Origin of the sequence: Pseudosulfitobacter sp. DSM 107133 (assembly GCF_022788695.1) — a bacterium.
GTDB lineage: Bacteria > Pseudomonadota > Alphaproteobacteria > Rhodobacterales > Rhodobacteraceae > Pseudosulfitobacter.
Genome location: NZ_CP085156.1, coordinates 16477 through 37085 on the forward strand (window position 1 = coordinate 16477; position 20609 = coordinate 37085).

Sequence of the window (20609 nt, forward strand, 5' to 3'; positions counted from 1 at the left end):
TCAGGCGCAGCAAATTTTCCCTATGAAAACAGTCGGGTTAGACAATTCGTCCGTCCGGGCGATTTCGCTGGCCGGGGAGTGGCCAAGTTGTCTGCCGACTTGGGTTTTTTGGGCATCGGGGGCGATAGCGCTTTGCACCGGGGCGGCGGGCAAGTGAGGATAGGCTCAGGGAGGCCCGAGTTGATCTATAATCCGAAAATGTACCGGACGTTGCCCGTGGGCGTCGTGCTGCGGCGGACCCCCGGCGTGACCCGTTGGGCGCGCTGGAGCTGGAAGGCGACCGCGGTGCTGCCCGGTGCGTCGGACGCGCAATGGCGCGAGCTGCGCCGCGAGGGCGAGATCACCGAATACCACGCCGCCACCCTGCCGCTGGAGCTGCACGGGGCCGAGACCGAGGCCTATGTGCACGGGCTGGGCGCCGAGGTGCCGTGTGTCTATGTGGTGATGCGCCCGATTGCGGGGGCGACCGAGCGCCCGTTTGAAATGCTGCTGGTCACCGCGTCGCCCTACGAGGCGCAGGATTATTGCGACAGCGCCGAAGAGGTGGTCGAGAAGGTCGCCATGCCACAGGGGTTGGAGGCGTGGGTGCGCGACTTTGTCGAGCAGTTCCACCAGGACGAGGTGTTCGTGAAACGTCGCCGCGACAAGCAGCGTACAGATCAACAGCAGGACGGCATCGGTGATCCGCGCGTGCAGACCAGCGCCGATGTCTATGCGTCGCCCACGTTGAAACGCAGGCGGATGATATGAGCGGGTTCTGGGACCGCCGCCGCGCTGCCGTGGCCGCCGAGGCCGAAGGCGAGGCGCAAGCTGTTGCCGCCGCGGTGCAGGCGCAAGAGCAGGCCGAGCTGGAGGCGCGCGACGATGCGGAGCTGTTGGAAGAACTGGGCCTGCCGTCACCGGACAATCTGGTGGATGGCGCGCAGTTGCGGGAATTTCTGAAAGCGCAGTTGCCGCAACGGCTGAAAACACGGGCGCTGCGCGGGTTCTGGCGCAGCAATCCGGTTCTGGCCTGTCTGGACGGGCTGAACGATTACGACGACGATTACACGCTGGCGTCGACCGCCGGTCAGACGGTGAACACGCTGTATCAGGTCGGCAAGGGCATGGTGCAGCCGATCGCGGATATGCTTGAGGATGAAGCGCCGCAGGCTGAAGTGATCCTTGCGCAGACCACCGATGTGGACGTTCCCGAACCGCAGACCACGCAGATCGAAACCGCGCCGGCCTATGTTCACGAGGACAGCGAAGACGACGATGCACCGCTGACCGCCCCGACCCACCGCCGGATGCGTTTTCAATTAGCAGCGGCACCCGACGCAGAAAGCACAGGCGCATGAACCAGATGACCGGCACCCAGATCCCCGAAGAAGACCGCCTGCGCGCGGACCTGTACAACTTTATGGGTTTGATTCTGTCCGGCCCGCCGGATCGCATGTTGCTGGACCAGTGCGCGGGCCTGAACGGCGACGACACCGAGCTGGGGCAGGGGATTGCGACGCTGGCCAAACTGGCGCGGCTGACCAAGCCCGCGACGGTCGAGGCCGAGTTCAACCGCCTGTTCATCGGGCTGGGGCGGGGCGAGCTGTTGCCCTATGCCAGCTATTACCTGACCGGCTTCCTGAACGAAAAGCCGCTGGCGCTGTTGCGTCAGGACATGGCGGCACGGGGGCTGGCGCGGGCCGATACGGTGTTCGAGCCCGAGGACAACATCGCATCGCTGATGGAGATGATGGGCGCGATGATCGCGGGCCGCTTTGGCACGCCGGCCACGCTGGACCAGCAAAAGACGTTTTTCGGCAAACACATCGCCCCTTGGGCGGGACATTTCTTTTCCGATCTGGAGGGGGCCAAAACGTCGGTCTTCTACGCGCCCGTGGGCAAGATCGGCCGCGCCTTCATGGAGGTCGAATCCGAGGCCTTCCGGCTGAGCGGCACCTGACATTCACCCAAGCGGGCCACTGGTTCGCGCAACACTGATTTTACCAAGAGGAGGCAAAGATGACCAAGCAATCCGACGCACCAAAGGTCCGCAAGGACCGGCGTGCGTTCCTGAAATTTGCGGGCACCGCCGCACCGCTGGCTGCGGTTGCCGTGGCCACCGGCACGACCGAGGCGCAGGCCGCCCCCGTCGAGGCAGACCTGTCATCGGACAAGATGCAGGACACCGCACACACCCGCGCCTATTACGCCAGCGCGCGGTTCTAGGCTTCGGCCCGGACCCAAGACACCGCACGGCCCGTTCCCGGACCTGCAACACCGGCAATAAGCGACTGGTTGCGTGACGCCCGACTGCGAATTGCCATCCATTAGCCACCAGATGCGGGCCAAGACCCGCGTTCAGGGAGTGAAGATATGTTGAGGAAAAAGACCAACGGGGTTGCGCGACGCCCCCAGCGGACAAGTATCCTGTCTGACGTGGCCCGGTCCAAGATCGACCGCCGTGCGTTTCTGCGCGGTTCAGGGCTGGCCATTGGCGGCCTTGCTGCCATTGCTGCGACAGGCGGCACCGTCCAACAAGCCAATGCCGCAACGGCAGCGGCGACAGGCGCCATCGAAATCAAGAAATCCATTTGCACCCACTGTTCGGTGGGCTGCACGGTCATCGCCGAAGTGTCGGGCGGTGTCTGGGTCGGGCAGGAACCCGGCTGGGACAGCCCGTTCAACCTGGGCGCCCACTGCGCCAAAGGGGCGTCGGTGCGTGAACACGCCCACGGCGAACGCCGCCTGAAGTACCCGATGAAGAAAGTCGGCGGCGAATGGCAGCGCATCAGCTGGGAGCAGGCGATCAACGAGATCGGCGACAAGATGACGTCGATCCGTGACACGTCCGGTCCCGACAGCGTTTATTGGCTGGGCTCGGCCAAGCATTCGAACGAACAGGCCTACCTGTTCCGCAAGTTCGCGGCCTATTGGGGCACCAACAACGTCGATCACCAGGCGCGTATCTGCCACTCGACCACGGTTGCGGGTGTTGCGAACACATGGGGCTATGGCGCCATGACCAACAGCTATAACGACATCCACAATTCCAAGGCGATCTTCATCATCGGCGGCAACCCCGCCGAGGCGCACCCTGTTTCGCTTCAGCACCTGCTGAAAGCCAAGGAACAGAACAACGCGCCGCTGATCGTCTGCGATCCGCGCTTTACCCGTACGGCGGCCCATGCGGACGAATTCGTGCGCTTCCGGCCCGGGTCGGACGTGGCGCTGGTTTGGGGCATTCTGTACCATATCTTCGACAACGGTTGGGAGGATCAGGAATTCATCCGCACCCGTGTCTGGGGCATGGACGAAATCCGCAAAGAGGTGGCCAACTGGACACCGGACGAGGTCGAACGTGTGACAGGTGTGCCCGAAGCACAGTTGAAACGCGTGGCCCGCACGCTGGCCAACAACCGCCCCGGCACCGTGATCTGGTGCATGGGTGGCACGCAGCACACCAACGGCAACAACAACACCCGCGCCTATTGCATCCTTCAGCTTGCGCTGGGGAACATGGGCACCGCCGGCGGTGGCACCAACATCTTCCGCGGCCACGACAACGTGCAGGGGGCAACCGATCTGGGCGTTCTGGCGGATACGCTGCCGGGCTATTACGGTCTGTCTGCCGGATCGTGGGCCCACTGGGCGCGCGTCTGGGAGGAAGATCTGGATTGGCTCAAGGGCCGCTTTGGCACCATCAAGGGCGCCGATGGCAAGGACAAGCAGATGATGGGGCTGACGGGCATTCCCGTTTCGCGCTGGATCGACGGTGTTCTTGAGGCACGCGAAAACCTTGAACAGCCCGACAACACCAAGGCGATGGTGCTGTGGGGTCACGCGCCCAATTCGCAGACCCGTCAGAAGGAAATGAAAACGGCGATGGAAAAACTCGACCTGCTGGTCGTGGTCGATCCCTATCCCACCGTTTCCGCCGTGCTGCACGACCGCACCGACAACACCTATCTGTTGCCCGCGTCGACGCAGTTCGAAACCTCTGGCTCGGTCACCGCGTCGAACCGGTCGCTGCAATGGCGGGAAAAGGTCGTCGAGCCGCTGTTTGAATCGCTGCCCGATCACACGATCCTGTACAAGTTCGCCACCAAGTTCGGCTTTGCGGATCGCATGTTCCGCAACATCGAGGTGAACGGAGAGGAGCCGCTGGTCGAGGATATCACCCGCGAGTTCAACCGCGGCATGTGGACCATCGGCTATACGGGGCAAAGCCCGGAACGGCTGAAGATGCACATGGAAAACCAGCATACCTTTGACAAGACCACGCTGCGGGCCGTTGGCGGCCCGGCAGACGGGGATTTCTATGGCTTGCCCTGGCCCAGCTGGGGCACGCCTGAAATGAACCACCCCGGCACGGCAAACCTGTACGACATGTCGCTGCCGGTGGCCGAAGGTGGTCTGACATTCCGCGCACGTTTCGGTGTGGAACGTGACGGTGAAAACCTGCTGGCCGAGGGTGTCTATTCTGTCGGGTCCGAGATTCAGGACGGCTATCCTGAATTCACCATGCAGATGCTGATTGACCTTGGTTGGGATGGTGATCTGACGGCGGAAGAACGCAAGTCCATCGAAATGGTCGCTGGCTATCAGCGCCCCGAGAACGCCGGGGAAGGCACCGAAGAAGTGGGGGAAACCTCGCAGCAGGGTGACATGCCCTCGGACTATGTCGAGGCAGTTGGCGGCGTGAACTGGAAGACCGATCTTTCGGGTGGCATCCAGCGCGTTGCGATTGCCCATGGCTGTGCGCCCTTTGGCAACGCCAAGGCACGTTGTGTGGTCTGGACCTTCCCCGATCCGGTCCCGCTGCACCGCGAACCGCTGTACACCAACCGTCGCGATCTGGTCGAAGACTATCCGACCTACGAGGACAAATCGTTCTGGCGGGTTCCGACGCTGTACGCGTCGATCCAGAAGAACGACTTTTCCAAGGAGTTTCCGATCATCCTGACCTCGGGCCGTCTGGTCGAATACGAGGGCGGCGGGGACGAAACGCGGTCGAACCCTTGGCTGGCCGAGCTTCAGCAGACCATGTTCATCGAGATCAACACGCGCGATGCCAACAATCTGGGTGTGCGTGACGGGGCCGATGTCTGGGTCGAAGGGCCGGAAGGCGGGCGGATCAAGGTGCAGGCCATGGTCACCGAACGGGTCGGCGAAGGCGTTGCCTTTATGCCGTTCCACTTTGGCGGCCACATGGAAGGCGTCAGCCTGCGGGACAAATACCCCGTGGGTGCCGATCCGATCGTTCTGGGGGAAAGCACCAACACCGTGCAGACCTATGGCTACGATTCCGTCACACAGATGCAAGAGACCAAAGCGACTCTTTGCAAAATCATGCCCGCGTAAGGAGACAAGAGAATGGCTAGATCAAAATTTCTCTGCGATGCCGAACGCTGCATCGAATGCAACGCCTGTGTTACGGCCTGTAAGAACGAGCACGAGGTGCCCTGGGGCATCAACCGCCGTCGGGTGGTGACCATTCAGGACGGCAAGCCGGGCGAACGCTCGATCTCGGTGGCCTGTATGCACTGTTCGGACGCGCCCTGTATGGCCGTTTGTCCCGTGGACTGCTTTTACCAGACCGACGAAGGTGTGGTTCTGCACTCCAAGGATCTGTGCATCGGCTGTGGTTACTGTTTCTACGCGTGCCCCTTTGGCGCGCCGCAGTATCCGCAGGCGGGCAACTTTGGCTCGCGCGGCAAGATGGACAAGTGCACCTTCTGTGCCGGTGGCCCCGAGGAAAACAACTCGGCCGCCGAGTTCCAGAAGTACGGGCGCAACCGGATTGCGGAAGGCAAACTGCCGATCTGTGCCGAGATGTGTTCGACCAAGGCCCTGTTGGCCGGTGACGGCGACATGGTGTCGGACATCTACCGCGAACGTGTGGTGGCCCGTGGTTTCGGGTCCGGCGCCTGGGGTTGGGGCACTGCCTACGACCAGAAGGGTCAATAACCCGGCGGCACGGGCTATGTGTCTGTGCCGATGACAGGTCTGGCGGCCCCCGTTGTGGCGGGCCGCCGCTTCACCGTTTTTCATGCGGGGGATTTCCCATGCTGCGCCATCTGATGGCATTCATTATTCTTGCGATGCTGGCTGTGCCCGGTGTCGCCACTGCACAAGACGTGCGCCCGCCGGAAAACGCGGTGACCAACGACGTGCCGCGTGCTGCGACAGGCGGGGCGCAAACGCTGGACGACGTGCTGCGCCGCCAGCAGGGGCAGACGATCGACGACAGTTTCAGGCGCGACAACATCGGCGGCGATGCAGGTTCCGCGCCGGGCCTTGGCCCGTTGGGCGGCATATCGGACGCCGAACAATGGCGTGCGCTGCGCTATAACGAGGCTGATGTGACCGTGACCACCATGGACGAACGTGGCAAGGTTCTGGTGCAGGACGGCGGCATGTGGTGGCTCAACATCCGGCGCGGGCCGTTGCCCACCTATGGCGGCTGGTTGCTGCTGGGCACGCTGGCGGTTCTGGCGATCTTCTTTTTGCTGCGCGGGCGCGTGCGGGTCGAGGGTGGTCTGGCCGGGCGCACCGTGACGCGGTTCAAGGCCATCGAGCGCTTTGCCCACTGGATGCTCGCGGGGTCGTTCATTCTGCTGGCGCTGACCGGATTGCTGACCCTGTTCGGCCGCAAGGTTCTGGTGCCCTATCTGGGCCACGAATTCAATTCGGTGCTGCTGATCGGGTCAAAATTCATTCATAACAACGTGTCATGGGCGTTCATGATCGCGCTGGTGATGGTGTTTGCCATGTGGGTCTGGCACAACCTGCCCGACCGCACCGACCTGACATGGTTTCGCTATGGCGGCGGCATCATCGGCAAGAAACACCCGCCCGCCAAGAAATTCAATGCCGGTCAAAAGCTGATCTTCTGGTCGGTGATCGTGCTGGGGGCGTCGGTGTCGGCTTCGGGGTTGTCGCTGCTGTTTCCCTTTGATCTGCCGCTGTTCGGCCATACGTTCGCGGTGCTGAACGACAGCGGATTGTCGCAGGCTGCGGGTTTGGGCAGTTTGCCCGTCGATCTGGCCCCGCAGGAAGAGATGCAATATGCGCAGCTGTGGCATGCTATTATCGGCTTTGTCATGATGGCGATCATCTTAGGCCACATCTATATCGGGACGCTGGGCATGGAAGGCGCCTATGATGCGATGGGCAGCGGCGAAGTTGACGTGAACTGGGCCGAGCAGCACCATTCGATCTGGCTGGAAAAGGTCAAAGAGACCGAACGCCGGAATCCTGCGGAATGACCGCCCCAAAGACGCACGCAAAAGGAAACAGGCCATGAAAGTGATGTTTGCAGCCTTTGCCGGGATCATCGTGATCGGCCTTGCGGCCTATTTCGGCCTGCACGAGATGGGCTTTTCCGCGCAACAGGTCTATTCTGGTGAAAACGTCAGGCTGGACTGACGCAGGGGATGCCGATGGCGGGTGACGAATACGGCGGCACGCTGGAAGGCGCGTCGGTGCTGGTGATCGACGACGAACCCGGTATGCGCAATTTTCTGGTCAAGATGCTGGAACCGCGGGTCAAGCGGGTGGCGCAGGCTGCCTCGCCTGCCGAGGCGACGCAAATGCTGGACAAGGCGCATTTCGATGTGGTGGTGCTGGACAACATCATGCCCGGAAAGACGGGTCTGGAATGGGTCGAGGAGCAGCGCCGCAAGGGGTTCTACGCCGATACCATCCTGATCACCGCCTATGCCGATCTGGAAACCGCCATTGCCGCACTGCGGGCAGGGGTCAGTGACTTTATCCTGAAACCCTTTCGCACCAACCAGATTTTGGGGGCTGTGTCGCGCACATTGGACCGCAAGAACCTGCGCCGCGACAACACGTTGCTGCGGCGTGAATTGCACGCGGGATCGACGGTGCGGATGCTGGGCAAGTCGCCCGCGCTGAACGCGGTGCGCGATCTGCTGAAACGTCTGGCGCCACTGCCCACGCCGGTGCTGTTCACGGGGGGCAGCGGCACGGGCAAGGAACTGGCGGCGCGTCAGTTGCACCAGATGTCGGCGCGCGCCGACAAGGCATTTGTCGCGGTGAACTGTGCTGCCATCGCACCCGACCGGATTGTGCCCGAGCTGTTCGGCTCGGTCGAGGGCGACGCCACGCTGAAACCCGGTTTGCTGCTGCTGGCGGACGGTGGGACGTTGTTTCTGGACGAGGTGGCACAGATGCCCGAGCCCTTGCAGGCGGCGTTTCTGCGCGTGCTGGAAGACCAGCGCATTCGCCCGCAAGGGGCCGAACGCGAGATTCCGCTGGACCTGCGGTTTCTGTTCGCCACCAATGCCGATCTGGAGAAGGCCGTGGCCGAGGGGCGGTTCCGCGCCGACCTGTATCACCGCATCAACGTGATGAAGATCGAGATGCCCCCGCTAAAGGACCGCTCGGAAGATATTGTCGATCTGGCCGCACTGTTCATGGAGCAGTTTTCGACCGCTTTGGGCATGCCTGCGCTGCGGCTGGATGCCGACACCCTGCTGAAACTGCGCCGCTACGACTGGCCCGGCAACGTGCGCGAATTGCGCAACCTGATCGAACGCTCGGTGATCCTGGGGTTCTTTCCCGACGAATTTTCGGGGCAAGGATCGGTCGCGGGCGCCCGCGCTATCGAAGATCTGGAACTGGTGGTGCAACGGCACATGCTGCATATGCTGGACCTGTGTAACGGCAACCGCGCCGAAGCCGCGCGCCGGTTGGGCGTGTCGCGCAAGACCATCGACCGCAAACTGCAAGCCTGGGGCGAGGTGGCGCCAGACTGACGCGGTTCCGGGTGGGGAAGTATATTACATAAGACAGATTATACGCCGACGGGTTGTAGGTGGGTGGATTCACAAACGAAGTGCAAATTCTTTACTAAAACAGAGAGTTGCACGGAGGATGAAGAATGGGAACCCACTACTGTCACCTGAAGCTGGACGAACGTCGCAAGCTTGCAAAGTGGCTTGAAGGCAAAATGCCGATTTCAGAGATCGCGGATCGACTGGGTCGCGACCCGTCCACGATCTACCGAGACATTAAGCGTAATCGGTACACGGACGACGAACTTCCTGAGCTAAACGGGTATCACGCGCTCGTCGCTCAGGACAAATATGAGCAGCGCCGCGCGATCCATCGCAAGATGATCATTCACCCTGATCTTCGCGTGCAGTTCTTTGACTTGCTCCTCGTCGATCTCTTGGGGCTTCTTTCTGCCACGCTCGAACACGCCGGACGCGCCTTCCAGAAGCGCCCGTTTCCAGCTGTGGATCATCGTTGGGTGAACGTCAAACTGGCTCGCCAGCTCAGCAACAGTCCGCTCGGTAGTGTCGCAAAATTTCGGCCATGCCGGAGGTAGTTCTGCTAGAGGACACACCTATCCTGCGAGTGCCGCGAACTGCGCGAAGCCAGACTGCTCTGACTGGTCAGACTGGCCTTTCCGGATCATGTGTGCTACTTCGATCCCCGCAAGAGTAGCATTCCAAGCCGCTTCGCCCGCTCCAGCAACATCTTCACTGATGATGGCTGCCAGCTTGTCCGGCCGCAGGGTGTGCGCTCACGCATGTTCTCCAAGCGGGCGCAGATGGCCTGAAGCGTAATGTCGGGATCGGCGCCCTTGATACCGCAGGCACAACAGAACCCACATATTCGACGTTCAAAGCCTGTCACACAGGCCTGAGCGCGTCTCAGAACGCCTGGAATTCGGCCATTGGGAGTGCGACTTGATGATGTTCCGCAAGGAGCATGGGAAGGTATGATCCGAAAGGGGCAGCTCCATGCCTACGGCCCAACCGCATTTCGCAGTTTGCAGCGCTCTCAGCATAGTTATGTCCGGGCGATGCCCGCACTCAAATTTCAACAAGATTTGCGACAGCAACTATAAGGCTTATGTATCTGAAAGCAGATTCCCGTTCATGTATTTTAGTCCGGTATCGCAGGCAACGGTGACGACCGTCTTGCCTGGCCCCAACTCCTTCGCCAGGGCAATTGCAGCCGCAACATTGATGCCGGTGGAGGTACCGACCAGCAGTCCTTCCTCACGCGCTAACCGACGACACATGGCACGGGCATCTTCTTCGGGAACGCTGCGGGCTTCGTCATAGAGGTTTTGGTCGAGGAAGGGCGGTACGAACCCCACGCCGATGCCCTCAATGTGATGGGTGCCAGCCTTGCCTTCCGTTATTACAGGGGAGGAGGCCGGTTCCAGAACGGCAATTCTGACCGTCTCGGAGCGCGCCTTCAAGACCCGTGCCACACCCATCGTCATTCCTGCCACCCCAACCGCGCCGCAAAAGGCGTCGATACCATCCGGGAACTGTGCGACCAACTCGTGACCGATGTCCTCATAACCGATCAAGGCATCGCGGTTGTTGAATTGGGGTAGTGTCGCAAAGTTTCTGGATTTTGTTGCGGTGCATTGCGCCGCAGTCTAGCAGCCTCGTTTTCCGAACACGGCAACAGGATGATAGATTTGATAAGCTTCAAAGGCGCGCAGTATCCGAAATCCGTGATCCTTTACGCCGTGTATTTCTACGTCCGCTTTCCCGTTTCGTATCGCGATCTTGAAGAGATCATGGCCGAACGCGGCGTCGAATTGGATCATGCGACTCTCCACCGGTGGGTCGAGAAATACGCTGGCGCAATTGCTGAAGAAGCGCATCGCCGGAAAGCCGCCACTAGCCGCTCTTGGCGAATGGATGAGACATACGTCAAAGTAAAGGGCGAGTGGACATACTTATATCGCGCGATCGACAAGGAAGGCAAAACCCTTGATTTCATGCTATCGGAGCGCCGCGACGAGGCCGCAGCTACTGCGTTTTTCGTAAAAGCCATCGGCAGCAATGGCTGGCCGGACAAAGTCGTTATCGACAAAAGTGGACCAAACACAGCTGGCCTGTTCAACATGAACTGCCTGCTCGTGATGTGCGGCTGGAGTTGGTTGATCACTGTTCGGCGAACAAAATATCTCAACAATATCATTGAGCAGGATCACCGTTTCATCAAGAAACTAACCAAACCGATGCAGACTTTCAAATCGCTGAACTCAGCTTCGGCTACTCTTGCGGGGATCGAAGTAGCACACATGATCCGGAAAGGTCAGTTTGACCAGTCGGGGCAGTCTGGCTTCGCGCAGTTTGCAGCACTCGCTGGATAAGTGCGCCCAGCTAAACAGCTTTCTCAAACTGGCGGAAACTTTGCGACACTACCCGCACACTTTGCCCATCACCTGCGTCCGAGGTGAAAGGAAATAGCTCGGGCGCAGGATTCGACGGCCGCAATGACTTTTTCGTCCGGCGAAACTACCGTGTCAAAGGCGTGGGTGGCATTGATCGCCCCGACGATCCCGCCTGACAGATCGCGGATCGGTGCCGCGACCGAGGCGATGCCGCGCTCGAAAATGCCCATGTGCACCACCACCGCGCGCGTGCAATCGCCGCGCCATTGTTCGAGCAGCGCCGCCATGTTGCGCGGGGTGCCAAGCGGCGCGTGTTCGTAATGCTCGTCGCGGTAGAGCGCAATCAGGGATTCCTCGTCCAGATCGGTGAGCAAAACCCGACCCATGGTCGTCGCCGCCGCGGGCAGTCGGCTGCCCACGTGCACGATGCTGCCCATGCCCATCCGGCTTGCCACCCGCAGCATGTAAAGCACGCTGCGCCCGTCGCGCACGCCCAGATGGGTTGACCAGTCGGTCTGGTCCCGCAGCTTCTCGATCTCGGGCAGGGCAATCTGCACCAACTCGCGCGAGGCCATGTACCCATGCCCCAACCGCAGCACCGCAGGCCCCAGCGCATAGGTCTGGCGGCGCACGTCATGCAAAAGAAACCCCAGATGCGACAGGGTATAGACCGTGCGGAACGCCGCCGACCGGCTGAGATCAAGCCGCCGCGCAATTTCGCTCAGGGTCAGTTCCTGATGCTCGGTGGTAAAGATGTCGAGCACCGCGAATCCCCGGATCAGCCCGGGAACCAGGTAACGGTCCTCATCTGATTCTGTTTCACCCATAAAACGCAGCGTATCAGGTGAAACATGCGGGCGCTACCTACCTTTGCATCACAGCATGAACGACACGACGCAGGAGGACCCGACATGAACATGCGCGCAACCGCATCGCCGCTGGCAGCAGAACTCAAGGCCCATACCGGCCGCTTCACCGACAAGGAATTCGACTGGAACGCCTTTCCTTCGAATGCCGGTTTCGACGAACTGGCGCGAGCGCAGATGCGCTATATCGGGTCCGGCGGCTCCCCCAAGGTCGGCGATACCTCGACCCTCAAGTCCGACAATTTCACCGTCTCGCTGATCTATAAAGAGCCCGGCAAATATGCCGCCTGCCACAGCCACGAGATCGAGGAGAGCTTCCTCATCATCGACGGCGCGCTGATCGTCGGCTGGGAAAAAGATGGCGAGGTCTGCGAGGTCAACCTCGGCCCCAAGGACATGATTCTCAACGCCCGCGAAATCGGCCATGGCTTCCGCGTCGACGGGGTGGAGCCGGTGCTGATGTCGATCTCGGTCGACGTGGGCAAGCCGCTGCCGCCGGTCTATCACTATCACCCCAAGGAACATGCGCCGGAACTGGCGCGGGCCTTTGGCGCCAAGCCGGGCGAAACCATCAAGTTCGACCCGGCAGGCGACCACCCGCTGCAAAAGCTGATGGCGCAATACGTGATTCGCCACGTGGACCAGCCGACCATCTGGGAAGACGCGGGCTTTTCCCGCAAGGTCTATGTCGGCGAGGGCGGTCTGAGCCATGACACCTGCTGCAAGGAGATGTGGGGCGTGCCGTCGCGTGTCGGCCTCAAGGGCTTTACCCGCGACGTCGAAGACGCCTTCCTGGTGCTTGAAGGCAGCCTGACCGTCGGTTGGGAAGACAATGGCGAAACCGTCGAGGTGGAACTGGGGCCGCGTGACCTGGTCAAGACACCCGCGGGCCGCACACACTGGATCCGCAACGACGGCGCAGGTGCCGCCACCGTCTGGCACGTGATTGGTTCTGCCAAAGAGGATGGCGTGGTCTACGAAGCCGCGTAAGCGCCTGAATCCCAATTGTTAACTGGTATGGCGGATTGCCCCGCCATACCTGAACGCGCCGCTTGCGCGTCACCAGATGGCTGCGCGCAACCCTTGCGTCGTCTTCTGATTGTCATAACGATACCAGTGACTTGACCTGTTTACCGCGGCCGAAAATGCGATCGCGAGCCCCCGAAAAAAATTTTTGAAAAGACTTGACACACCGGGGGTTATTGCAGCTACCATCAAAAGTGAACATATGGTTCAAATATGAACACTAACTAGACAAGACATCAAGCAACCGAGAGGAGCCACGTCATGGATGCTTTCAAGGACAGACTTGCACAGCGGGCCGCGGACACCAGTCGCCCCGCGCTTGCGCATCAATGCCGGGGGCGGGAGCTGGAGCCGCAGGAAGCGGCCTTTGCGACAACCCTGATGGAGGTCTATGCCGAGGCCGGCCATGACTGGGATGCCGTCGCCGCCGCCCTGACAGACCGCGGGTTCAAGGCGCCGGATTCCGGCCGCACCGACTGGACAGCTGACCTGGTTCACGAAGAACTGGCGACGATCAACGCCTCGCTCGACGCGGCCTATGCGGAGCATGGTTATGGCGCTTGAGTTCCGAGGCGTGACCAAGAAGTTCACCACCAACGCAGGCGACCGCCTGACTGCGGTGAATGACGTGAGCTTCAAGGTGAACGAAGGCGAATTCGTCTCGGTCGTCGGGCCTTCGGGCTGCGGCAAGTCGACGATCCTGTCGATGACCGCCGGGCTTTACCAACCCACCGAAGGCGAGGTCCTGGTCTCGGACGAGGCGGTCACCGGCCCCAATTCGCATGTCGGTTTCATGCTGCAGAAAGACCTGCTGCTGCCCTGGCGCTCGATCATCTCCAATATCGAGTTCGGGCTGGAAGCGCGCGGCGTGGCCAAGACCGAACGGCGCGAACGCGCCATGAAGGAACTGGCGCATTGCCAGCTTTCCGGCTTCGACAGCCACTATCCCTATCAGTTGTCCGGTGGGATGCGGCAGCGCGCGGCGCTGGCCCGAACGCTGGCCATCGACCCCGAGATCATCCTGCTGGACGAGCCCTTCTCGGCGCTGGACGCCCAGACCAAGCTGCTGCTGCAGAATTCCTTCGCGGGCACCATTGCCGAGTCGGGCAAGACAACGCTGCTGATCACCCACGATCTGGTGGAAGCGGTGCTGATGTCGGATCGCATCCTGGTGCTCTCGGAACGTCCCGGCACCATCGTGGCCGAGATCAAGGTCGACCTGCCAAAGCGTGACCGTCCGATCGAACGCCGCGTCTTGCCGGAGGTGTCGGAATATGCCGCACAGCTCTTCAAGCACCTGAAACTCGAAGAAAAGGCCGCCTGAGGCCGCCGCTCGGAACAGGGAGTCCCGAACCATGAAACATTCCATCCTATCCACTTTTGCCGCCGTCGCTCTGGCCGTTTCCGCCAGTGCCGCCTTTGCCACCGACAAGGTCACATACCTGTTTCCGGCGCCCGATTTCCTTCCGGCCTTTGCGCCGTTCCAGCTTGCCAAGGGCAAGGGATATTTCGAGGATGCCGGGCTCGACGTCACCTTCCAGGTGGGCAAGGGCGGCGCCGACGTGGCGACCCAGGTCGCGCTTGGCAATGCTGATCTGGGCGGCGGCATCGGCGACACGCCGATCATCGTGCGCGCCAACGGGCTGAAAATCCGTGGCGTGGCGCTTTTGGGCGGGCGCGGGCTGACGCAGCTCGCCTGGCGCGCGGACACGGGCATTTCCGGCCCCGAGGACCTGAAAGGCAAGTCGGTCGGCGTGCTGTCGTTCCAGGACACCACCTATTACAACCTGCTGGGCGTGCTTGCCTCGGTCGGGCTGACCAAGAACGACGTCGATATCCAGGCCGTGGGCCCCGGCGGCATCATCCAGCTGAGCATCGCAGGCAAACTCGACGCCATGTCGGGTGTGCCGGAATGGATCGCCGCCATCGAGGCCGCGGGCGTTGCCATGGACCAGATGCCGGTCGACACCGTCTTCCCGGCCATGGCGCAGGCGATCATCGCCTCGGATGACACCATCGCCGCGCGCCCCGAGGTGGTGAGAGGTTTTGTCCAGGCGGTGCTGCGCGGCGTGCGCGATATCTCCGAAGACCCGGCGGCTGCTGCTGCCGACTACGTCAAGCTGGTGCCGCAACACGCTGAAAACCAGGCGGGCGTCGAGGCGATCCTGCGGGCCTATGCCGAGCTGATCTATCCCGAAGGCGAAAACCAGCCGCTGGGCACCTTCAACCCCGACCGAATCAAGGCGGTTCAGGACTTCTACCTCGACGCCGGCCTCGTCCGCACCGCCGTGCCGGTCGAGGAGCTTTACACCAACGAGTTCGCCAAATGACCGACGCCACTCAGGCCGTGGCCGGGAAGACATCCCCGGCCGCCAAAGCCTCCGCTTCAAAGGGACCCCGCCTCATGCGCCTTGCCAATCCCCTCTATGCCAGCCTCGGGCTTCTGGTCCTCGTGCTTCTGGCCTGGGAAATCCTGCCCACCGCGCTGGATGTTCCCAAGTTCATCATCCCCACGCTGAGCGACTGCCTGTCCGAACTGGCGCGCATGTGGCAATTCGAAGGGCTGCTGGGTCACTTCCTGTCCACCGCGCTTTATACCGTGCTTGGGTTCATCATCGGGTCGGCCCTCGGCGCCGTTCTGGGCTACCTGCTGGGCATGTCGGAGTTCTGGGAAAAGGTGCTCTCGCCCTACATTCTCGCGCTGCAGATCGCGCCGAAGGTGGCCTTCGCTCCGCTGTTCATCATGTGGTTCGGCTACAATTCGATACCCAAGCTTCTGGTCACCGTGCTGATCGTGTTCTTCCCGGTGCTGGTCAATGTGCTGCAGGCGATGCGCACTGTCGACCGCGACCTGGTGAACCTCGCCCGGGCCTATAACCTCAGCCGCCTCGGCGTGTTCTGGAAGGTCGAGATGCCGTCGACCCTGCCCAACCTGATGGCCGGGCTGCGCATCGCCTCGACCCTTGCCGTGATTGGCGTGACCGTGGGTGAGCTTGTCGGCGGCAATACCGGGCTCGGCTTCCTGATCTCCTACGGTGGCGGCCAGGCCAATGCGGCCATGGTGTTCAACGCCATCCTGCTGCTCACCGTGATCGGCTACGCCCTCTATGTCGCGCTCGTCCGGATCGAGACCCGCGTTCTGCATTACCTGCCCCGTGCCGACCACTGACGCCAGGGCTATGACAACCGGCTGCCCGCACGGCGGCACCCCAGACTAGGGAGAAGAAAATGACTGTCATCGACAAGAAAGCGCTGATCGAAAAGCGCGTGAACGAAGGCCTGAAGGGCCAGTGGTATCCGGTCGCCAAGTCGGTCGAGATCAAGGACTCGCGCCCCTTCGGCACCAAGCTCCTCGGCCAGAAGCTCGTGCTCTGGCGCGACGGCGCCGGCAATATCCGCTGCCTTGAGGATTTCTGCCCCCACCGCGGCGCGCCGCTGTCTTATGGCGAGGTGCATGATGGCCATGTCGCCTGCCGCTATCACGGCGTGGTGGTCGATGGCGAGGGCGTGGTCCAGCGGGTGCCCGCGATGCCGGAATGCGCCCTTGAGGGTCGCAAGGCACTGCAATCCTACACCGTGCAGGAAAGCAACGACGCGGTCTTTGTCTATGTGCCTTCCGTCGACCGTCCCGAGGCGCCGGAACTGGTGCTGCCCAAGGAGATGACCTCCGACGAATGGACCGGGTTCCTCTGCACTTCGGTCTGGGAATCGAACTACCGCTATGCACTCGACAACCTCGCCGACCCGATGCACGGCTGCTACCTGCACGCCGACAGCTTTACCCTGGCCTTCGGGTCGAAACAGGACCTGATGCAGCTCAACAAGACCGACGAGGGTTTCCGCATCGAGCGTGTTGGCCAGACCGGCGAGAACTTCGACTGGACCGAGTTCGAAATCCATCCCGGCTCGATGTTCTGTTTCCTCGACATCCCCTATCCGCCCGCGGCGGGCCCCGGCGGCATCTTCCGCATCATCGGCTTCACCACCCCAGTGGATGAAAACACCTGCCGCGTGTTCTTCTGGCGGATGCGCAAGGTCGAAGGCACGGCGCGTGAAAGCTGGCGTTTCCTCTATCGCGCCATCCTCGAAACCAACCACTGGAACGTGCTGGAGCAGGACCGGGTGATGCTGGAGGGCATGCCGGACGACGCCCGCAAGCGCGAGATGCTGTACCAGCATGACCTGGGCGTGAGCCGCATTCGCCAGATCCTGACGCGTGCCGCCAAGGCGCAGATCGAGGCCGAGCTGAAATCCGAAACGGTGGCGGCGGAATGAGCCTCGAGGACCGTCATATCCTTGTCACCGGCGCGGCGCGCGGTCTGGGCGCTGAAATCGCCCGGTCGCTCGCTGCCAAGGGGGCACGCCTGATCCTCGGCGATATCGCCGAGGAGGAAGGCCGCGCCACGGCAGAAGCGCTGGACGCGGCTTTCGTCAAGGTCGACCTGGGCGATCCGGCGTCGATCCAGGCCTGCGGCGCGGCGGTGGCGGAACTGACGGATGGCAAGTTGCACGGGCTGATCAACAACGGCGCCATTGCCACCGGGATCGGCGGCATTCCTTACGACGATATCGAGCTCGAAAGCTGGGACCTGGTGCAGCGCGTCAACGTGCGCGGCACCTGGCTGATGGTCCGCGCCTGCGCGCCTTTGCTCAAGGCATCCGGCTCTGGACGCATCGTCAACATGGCATCCGACACCGCGCTTTGGGGCGCGCCCCGGCTGCTGTCCTATGTCGCCAGCAAGGGCGCGGTGATCGCCATGACCCGCTCGCTGGCGCGCGAACTGGGACCGGACCGGATCGGGGTGACGGCGGTGGCGCCGGGTATCCTGACCACGGAAAGCACCGACTATGTGCCCGAGGCGCGCCACCGGCAGTATTCCGAGGGCCGCGCCGTGCCCGGCCCGCAAGCGCCGCAGGACATCACCGATGTCGTGGCCTTCCTCGTCGAAGAAGGCGCGCTGACGCTCACCGGGCAGCTTCTGCCCGTCAACAACGGGTTCGTTTTCGCATGAGCTGGGTTTCGCATATCTCCGAGGGCATCGCCTGGCTCGAACGTCCCGCCAGGGGCGAGACGCTGGTGCTGTTGCACGGCATCGGCTCCAACGCCGGATCGTTCGCGCCGCTGCTGCCGCATCTGCCCGAGACCACCCGGGTGATCGCCTGGAACGCGCCGGGCTATGGTGGCTCCGATCCGCTGGCGCAGGACTGGCCACAGGCGCAGGATTACGCCACCGCGCTGCGGGGTCTGCTCGACCGGCTCCACATCGGCACCTGCGCGCTGCTTGGACATTCGCTGGGCGCGCTCGTGGCGGCCGCCTTTGCTGCCGGGCATGCCGACAGGGTGACGCATCTGACCCTCGCCGCGCCCGCCATCGGCCATGGCGTCACCCCCGGCGAAGTGCTGAGCGCCGCGGCGCAGATCAGGATCGATGATCTGGAGCGTCAGGGCGCCAAGGCCTTTGCCGCCGCCCGCGCGCCGCGTCTGGTTTTTCGCCCCGAGGACAACCCCGAGTCGCTGGCGCTGGTTCAGACCGCCATGGGCCAGGTCACGATGCCCGGCTATGGCCAGGCCGCACGGATGCTGGCCTCTGGCCGTCTTCTGGACGATGCCGAACGGCTTTGGTTGCCGACCGACGTGATTGTCGGCGCCGAGGATCGCGTGACCCCGCCCGAGGGCGCCCGGCGCGTCCATGGCGTGCTGCATGCCAATGCGCGGGGCCGCTACACCGAACTGCCCGATCTCGGGCATGCGCTTTATCAACAGGACCCGGCCCGCTTTGCGCGTGCGCTGGACCTGACGGCCGCTGCCGCGGCGTGACGGAACAGGGAGAGGACGAGATGACCGATATCATACGCACCGAACGGCTTCGCGGCATCATGATGCGCGGCCCGGGCCTGACCCGGACATTGCCCTTCTACGAAGACATGTGGGGCCTGAAACTGGCTCATGCCGAGGACGGCACAGCGCTCTTGCGCGGCACCGGGGAGGAGGCGTTTCTCTACGGGCTGAAGGATGGGTCGGTGTTTGGCATCGAGTACATCCATTTCGCCATGCCCGACCGCGCCAGCATGGATGCGCTTCACGCGCAGTGCCTGGCCAAGGGCGCGCCGGTTCTGGGCACGCCCGCGGAGTTCGACGACTGGTCCGGCGGCTATGGCTTCGAGGTGCTGGATCCGGACAATCGCCGCCTGCGCTTTCGCTGTGACGCCCGTACGCTGGACGAAGAGCCGGAATGGGCCAAGCCGCGCAAAGTGAGCCACGTGGTTCTGAACGCGCCCGAAATGGAGGCGACGCAGGCGTTCTACGAAACCGTTCTGGGCTTCCGCGTGTCGGATTATTCCGCCGACCAGATGGTCTTTCTGCGCTGCAACACCGATCACCACGCGATAGCGCTGGTGCGCGGTGACTATGCCAGTGTCAACCACGTGGCGTTCGAAATGCCGACGCTGAACGAATTCATGCGCGGCATCGGCCGGATGAAACAGAAGGGCCATGTGCCGACCTGGGGGCCGGGGCGGCACGGGCCGGGCGACAACCCGTTTGCCTATTTCGTCTCGCCCTCGGGCTTCGTGATCGAGTTCACCTCGGAGGTGCAGCAGATCGACGAAGCGACCCACGAGGCGCAGGTCTGGCCGCGCGACGACCCCGAGAAGATGGATCAATGGATGACCGCAGGCCCGCCGACCCCGGCGCAGCGCGCGGTAATGCAGGGGCGGCCCGATCCGGGCTTTCCCGAACTTCGGACCAAGGCTGAAGGAGCCGCGTGATGCGATACGATTACGACAAATGCGTGGCGGTGGTGACCGGGGGGTCCTCGGGCATCGGGCTGGCCACCGTCCGCCTGCTCTTGGAAAGCGGTGCGCGGGTGGCCTTCTGCGCCCGCAACGAGGCGCGGCTGAACGACGTGGTGGCGGTTCTGAAGCGCGACTTCGGCGACGACAACGTGCTGACGGCGGCGTTTTCGGTGCTCGACAAGGACGCGGTCACCGGCTTTGCCGACCTGGTGCGCGACACCTGGGGGCGTTGCGACCTGCTGGTCAACAACGCGGGCCAGGGCCGGATCTCGACCTTCGAGGACACCACCGACGACGACTGGCGCGCCGAATACGAACTGAAGCTGTTTTCCCAGGTGCTGCCGATCCGTGCCTTCTTGCCGATGCTGCGCGAGGCCGAAGGCGCGATTGTCGCCGTCAACTCGCTGCTCGCCTACCAGCCCGAGCCGCACATGGTCTGCACCTCTTCGGCCCGTGCCGGGGTGCAGAACCTGCTGAAATCGCTCTCGGTCGAACTGGCGCCCGAGGTGCGGGTCAACTCTGTGCTCATGGGTCTGATCGGCTCGGGCCAATGGACCCGCCGCTTTGCCGAGCGCGAAGACCAATCCGTCAGCCGCGCCGAATGGTACGGCGCGCTGGCCGAGAAGAAAGGCATCCCGCTGCGCCGTCTGGGCGAGGCCGAGGAAGCCGCCAATGCCATCGCCTTTCTGGGTTCCAGAGCGGCCAGCTACATCACCGGTGCCCAGCTCGAAGTTTCGGGCGGCCTGTCCCGGCATATTTGAGGA

The 20609-nt window shown here is 62.5% G+C and carries 21 protein-coding genes and 5 pseudogenes; 22 read left to right on the top strand and 4 right to left on the bottom strand.

The genetic code is table 11. The features are described 5' to 3' along the window. Positions 1-210 precede the first annotated feature (210 nt). From DSM107133_RS20175 to DSM107133_RS20215, 10 genes and pseudogenes are all read left to right on the top strand, one after another. On the top strand, positions 211-750 hold the full coding sequence (locus DSM107133_RS20175) for a DUF3305 domain-containing protein (RefSeq protein ID WP_114295581.1): 540 nt from the start codon (positions 211-213) through the stop codon (positions 748-750). Next, on the top strand, positions 747-1340 hold the full coding sequence (locus DSM107133_RS20180; protein ID WP_114295327.1) for a DUF3306 domain-containing protein: 594 nt from the start codon (positions 747-749) through the stop codon (positions 1338-1340). Before DSM107133_RS20175 ends, DSM107133_RS20180 begins: the two co-directional genes overlap by 4 nt. Beyond that, complete coding sequence (locus DSM107133_RS20185) at positions 1337-1942, top strand: molecular chaperone TorD family protein (protein WP_028956833.1); 606 nt, start codon at positions 1337-1339, stop codon at positions 1940-1942. The genes DSM107133_RS20180 and DSM107133_RS20185 overlap by 4 nt, the downstream gene beginning before the upstream one ends. A 59-nt stretch (positions 1943-2001) precedes the next feature. Continuing rightward, entirely contained in the window at positions 2002-2208 is a 207-nt protein-coding gene (locus DSM107133_RS20190) for a twin-arginine translocation pathway signal protein (protein WP_114295326.1), read from the top strand. A gap of 147 nt (positions 2209-2355) precedes the next feature. Then, entirely contained in the window at positions 2356-5343 is a 2988-nt protein-coding gene (locus DSM107133_RS20195; protein WP_114295325.1) for a formate dehydrogenase subunit alpha, read from the top strand. 12 nt (positions 5344-5355) lie between these two features. Then, complete coding sequence (gene fdh3B / locus DSM107133_RS20200; protein WP_114295324.1) at positions 5356-5949, top strand: formate dehydrogenase FDH3 subunit beta; 594 nt, start codon at positions 5356-5358, stop codon at positions 5947-5949. A 98-nt stretch (positions 5950-6047) separates the two neighbouring features. Further along, positions 6048-7250, top strand: coding sequence for a formate dehydrogenase subunit gamma (locus DSM107133_RS20205; protein WP_114295323.1), 1203 nt, complete (start codon positions 6048-6050; stop codon positions 7248-7250). A 34-nt stretch (positions 7251-7284) separates the two neighbouring features. After that, entirely contained in the window at positions 7285-7410 is a 126-nt protein-coding gene (locus DSM107133_RS25010; RefSeq protein ID WP_275890971.1) for a hypothetical protein, read from the top strand. 14 nt (positions 7411-7424) lie between these two features. Then, entirely contained in the window at positions 7425-8765 is a 1341-nt protein-coding gene (locus DSM107133_RS20210) for a sigma-54 dependent transcriptional regulator (protein ID WP_114295579.1), read from the top strand. Positions 8766-8890: 125 nt separating this feature from the next. Then, positions 8891-9145 (top strand): annotated as a pseudogene (locus DSM107133_RS20215) (helix-turn-helix domain-containing protein); the annotation flags it as partial. 213 nt (positions 9146-9358) lie between these two features. Here the strand turns inward: DSM107133_RS20215 and DSM107133_RS20220 are convergent. Both DSM107133_RS20220 and DSM107133_RS20225 read right to left on the bottom strand, forming a co-directional pair. Further along, positions 9359-9469: pseudogene (locus DSM107133_RS20220) on the bottom strand (IS6 family transposase); the annotation flags it as partial. Beyond that, positions 9436-9603: pseudogene (locus DSM107133_RS20225) on the bottom strand (recombinase family protein); the annotation flags it as partial. The pseudogenes DSM107133_RS20220 and DSM107133_RS20225, both read right to left, overlap by 34 nt. A 2-nt stretch (positions 9604-9605) precedes the next feature. Between DSM107133_RS20225 and DSM107133_RS20230 the strand changes: the two are divergent. Then, positions 9606-9734, top strand: a pseudogene (locus tag DSM107133_RS20230) (IS30 family transposase); the annotation flags it as partial. 134 nt (positions 9735-9868) lie between these two features. Here DSM107133_RS20230 and DSM107133_RS20235 read toward each other — a convergent pair. Then, positions 9869-10393: pseudogene (locus tag DSM107133_RS20235) on the bottom strand (pyridoxal-phosphate dependent enzyme); the annotation flags it as partial. 51 nt (positions 10394-10444) lie between these two features. Between DSM107133_RS20235 and DSM107133_RS20240 the strand changes: the two are divergent. Further along, positions 10445-11137, top strand: a complete 693-nt coding sequence (locus DSM107133_RS20240) for an IS6 family transposase (RefSeq protein WP_114295280.1) — start codon at positions 10445-10447, stop codon at positions 11135-11137. 68 nt (positions 11138-11205) lie between these two features. On the opposite strand, the gene DSM107133_RS20245 is transcribed toward DSM107133_RS20240, so the two are convergent. Then, positions 11206-11985 (bottom strand): IclR family transcriptional regulator, encoded by a 780-nt coding sequence (locus DSM107133_RS20245; protein WP_114295279.1) that lies wholly within the window; start codon positions 11983-11985, stop codon positions 11206-11208. Positions 11986-12069: 84 nt separating this feature from the next. On the opposite strand from DSM107133_RS20245, the gene DSM107133_RS20250 reads away from it, so the two are divergent. The 10 genes from DSM107133_RS20250 to DSM107133_RS20295 all read left to right on the top strand — a co-directional run bounded on the left by DSM107133_RS20250 (position 12070) and on the right by DSM107133_RS20295 (position 20606). Further along, positions 12070-13014 carry a cupin domain-containing protein gene (locus tag DSM107133_RS20250; protein WP_114295278.1) on the top strand — a complete coding sequence of 315 codons (945 nt, stop codon included), beginning with the start codon at positions 12070-12072 and terminating at the stop codon, positions 13012-13014. Positions 13015-13311: 297 nt separating this feature from the next. Beyond that, the gene (locus DSM107133_RS20255; RefSeq protein WP_114295277.1) at positions 13312-13614 is read left to right on the top strand and encodes a recombinase-like helix-turn-helix domain-containing protein; all 303 of its coding nucleotides are present in this window, start codon (positions 13312-13314) and stop codon (positions 13612-13614) included. Further along, positions 13604-14374, top strand: a complete 771-nt coding sequence (locus DSM107133_RS20260; RefSeq protein WP_114295276.1) for an ABC transporter ATP-binding protein — start codon at positions 13604-13606, stop codon at positions 14372-14374. The genes DSM107133_RS20255 and DSM107133_RS20260 overlap by 11 nt, the downstream gene beginning before the upstream one ends. Before the next feature lie 31 nt (positions 14375-14405). Continuing rightward, positions 14406-15380, top strand: coding sequence for an ABC transporter substrate-binding protein (locus tag DSM107133_RS20265; protein WP_114295275.1), 975 nt, complete (start codon positions 14406-14408; stop codon positions 15378-15380). Between the two features lie 74 nt (positions 15381-15454). Next, complete coding sequence (locus DSM107133_RS20270) at positions 15455-16219, top strand: ABC transporter permease (RefSeq protein WP_243253624.1); 765 nt, start codon at positions 15455-15457, stop codon at positions 16217-16219. A gap of 59 nt (positions 16220-16278) precedes the next feature. Further along, on the top strand, positions 16279-17325 hold the full coding sequence (locus DSM107133_RS20275; protein ID WP_114295273.1) for an aromatic ring-hydroxylating dioxygenase subunit alpha: 1047 nt from the start codon (positions 16279-16281) through the stop codon (positions 17323-17325). Then, a complete protein-coding gene (locus tag DSM107133_RS20280; protein WP_114295272.1) occupies positions 17322-18062 on the top strand; it encodes an SDR family oxidoreductase in 741 nt (246 codons plus the stop codon). Before DSM107133_RS20275 ends, DSM107133_RS20280 begins: the two co-directional genes overlap by 4 nt. After that, entirely contained in the window at positions 18059-18868 is an 810-nt protein-coding gene (locus DSM107133_RS20285; protein ID WP_114295271.1) for an alpha/beta hydrolase, read from the top strand. The genes DSM107133_RS20280 and DSM107133_RS20285 overlap by 4 nt, the downstream gene beginning before the upstream one ends. Positions 18869-18888: 20 nt before the next feature. Continuing rightward, entirely contained in the window at positions 18889-19818 is a 930-nt protein-coding gene (locus DSM107133_RS20290; RefSeq protein WP_114295270.1) for a VOC family protein, read from the top strand. After that, positions 19818-20606, top strand: a complete 789-nt coding sequence (locus tag DSM107133_RS20295) for an SDR family oxidoreductase (RefSeq protein WP_114295269.1) — start codon at positions 19818-19820, stop codon at positions 20604-20606. Before DSM107133_RS20290 ends, DSM107133_RS20295 begins: the two co-directional genes overlap by 1 nt. Positions 20607-20609 lie beyond the last annotated feature (3 nt).

Excerpts from the sequence above, each read along its gene's own strand:
- DSM107133_RS20180 (WP_114295327.1), top strand. The coding sequence starts at position 747 with ATGAGCGGGTTCTGGGACCGCCGCCGCGCTGCCGTGGCCGCCGAGGCC.
- DSM107133_RS20185 (WP_028956833.1), top strand. The coding sequence starts at position 1,337 with ATGAACCAGATGACCGGCACCCAGATCCCCGAAGAAGACCGCCTGCGC.
- DSM107133_RS20190 (WP_114295326.1), top strand. The coding sequence starts at position 2,002 with ATGACCAAGCAATCCGACGCACCAAAGGTCCGCAAGGACCGGCGTGCG.
- DSM107133_RS20195 (WP_114295325.1), top strand. The coding sequence starts at position 2,356 with ATGTTGAGGAAAAAGACCAACGGGGTTGCGCGACGCCCCCAGCGGACA.
- fdh3B (WP_114295324.1), top strand. The coding sequence starts at position 5,356 with ATGGCTAGATCAAAATTTCTCTGCGATGCCGAACGCTGCATCGAATGC.
- DSM107133_RS20205 (WP_114295323.1), top strand. The coding sequence starts at position 6,048 with ATGCTGCGCCATCTGATGGCATTCATTATTCTTGCGATGCTGGCTGTG.
- DSM107133_RS25010 (WP_275890971.1), top strand. The coding sequence starts at position 7,285 with ATGAAAGTGATGTTTGCAGCCTTTGCCGGGATCATCGTGATCGGCCTT.
- DSM107133_RS20210 (WP_114295579.1), top strand. The coding sequence starts at position 7,425 with ATGGCGGGTGACGAATACGGCGGCACGCTGGAAGGCGCGTCGGTGCTG.
- DSM107133_RS20240 (WP_114295280.1), top strand. The coding sequence starts at position 10,445 with ATGATAGATTTGATAAGCTTCAAAGGCGCGCAGTATCCGAAATCCGTG.
- DSM107133_RS20245 (WP_114295279.1), bottom strand. The coding sequence starts at position 11,985 with ATGGGTGAAACAGAATCAGATGAGGACCGTTACCTGGTTCCCGGGCTG.
- DSM107133_RS20250 (WP_114295278.1), top strand. The coding sequence starts at position 12,070 with ATGAACATGCGCGCAACCGCATCGCCGCTGGCAGCAGAACTCAAGGCC.
- DSM107133_RS20255 (WP_114295277.1), top strand. The coding sequence starts at position 13,312 with ATGGATGCTTTCAAGGACAGACTTGCACAGCGGGCCGCGGACACCAGT.
- DSM107133_RS20260 (WP_114295276.1), top strand. The coding sequence starts at position 13,604 with ATGGCGCTTGAGTTCCGAGGCGTGACCAAGAAGTTCACCACCAACGCA.
- DSM107133_RS20265 (WP_114295275.1), top strand. The coding sequence starts at position 14,406 with ATGAAACATTCCATCCTATCCACTTTTGCCGCCGTCGCTCTGGCCGTT.
- DSM107133_RS20270 (WP_243253624.1), top strand. The coding sequence starts at position 15,455 with ATGCGCCTTGCCAATCCCCTCTATGCCAGCCTCGGGCTTCTGGTCCTC.
- DSM107133_RS20275 (WP_114295273.1), top strand. The coding sequence starts at position 16,279 with ATGACTGTCATCGACAAGAAAGCGCTGATCGAAAAGCGCGTGAACGAA.
- DSM107133_RS20280 (WP_114295272.1), top strand. The coding sequence starts at position 17,322 with ATGAGCCTCGAGGACCGTCATATCCTTGTCACCGGCGCGGCGCGCGGT.
- DSM107133_RS20285 (WP_114295271.1), top strand. The coding sequence starts at position 18,059 with ATGAGCTGGGTTTCGCATATCTCCGAGGGCATCGCCTGGCTCGAACGT.
- DSM107133_RS20290 (WP_114295270.1), top strand. The coding sequence starts at position 18,889 with ATGACCGATATCATACGCACCGAACGGCTTCGCGGCATCATGATGCGC.
- DSM107133_RS20295 (WP_114295269.1), top strand. The coding sequence starts at position 19,818 with ATGCGATACGATTACGACAAATGCGTGGCGGTGGTGACCGGGGGGTCC.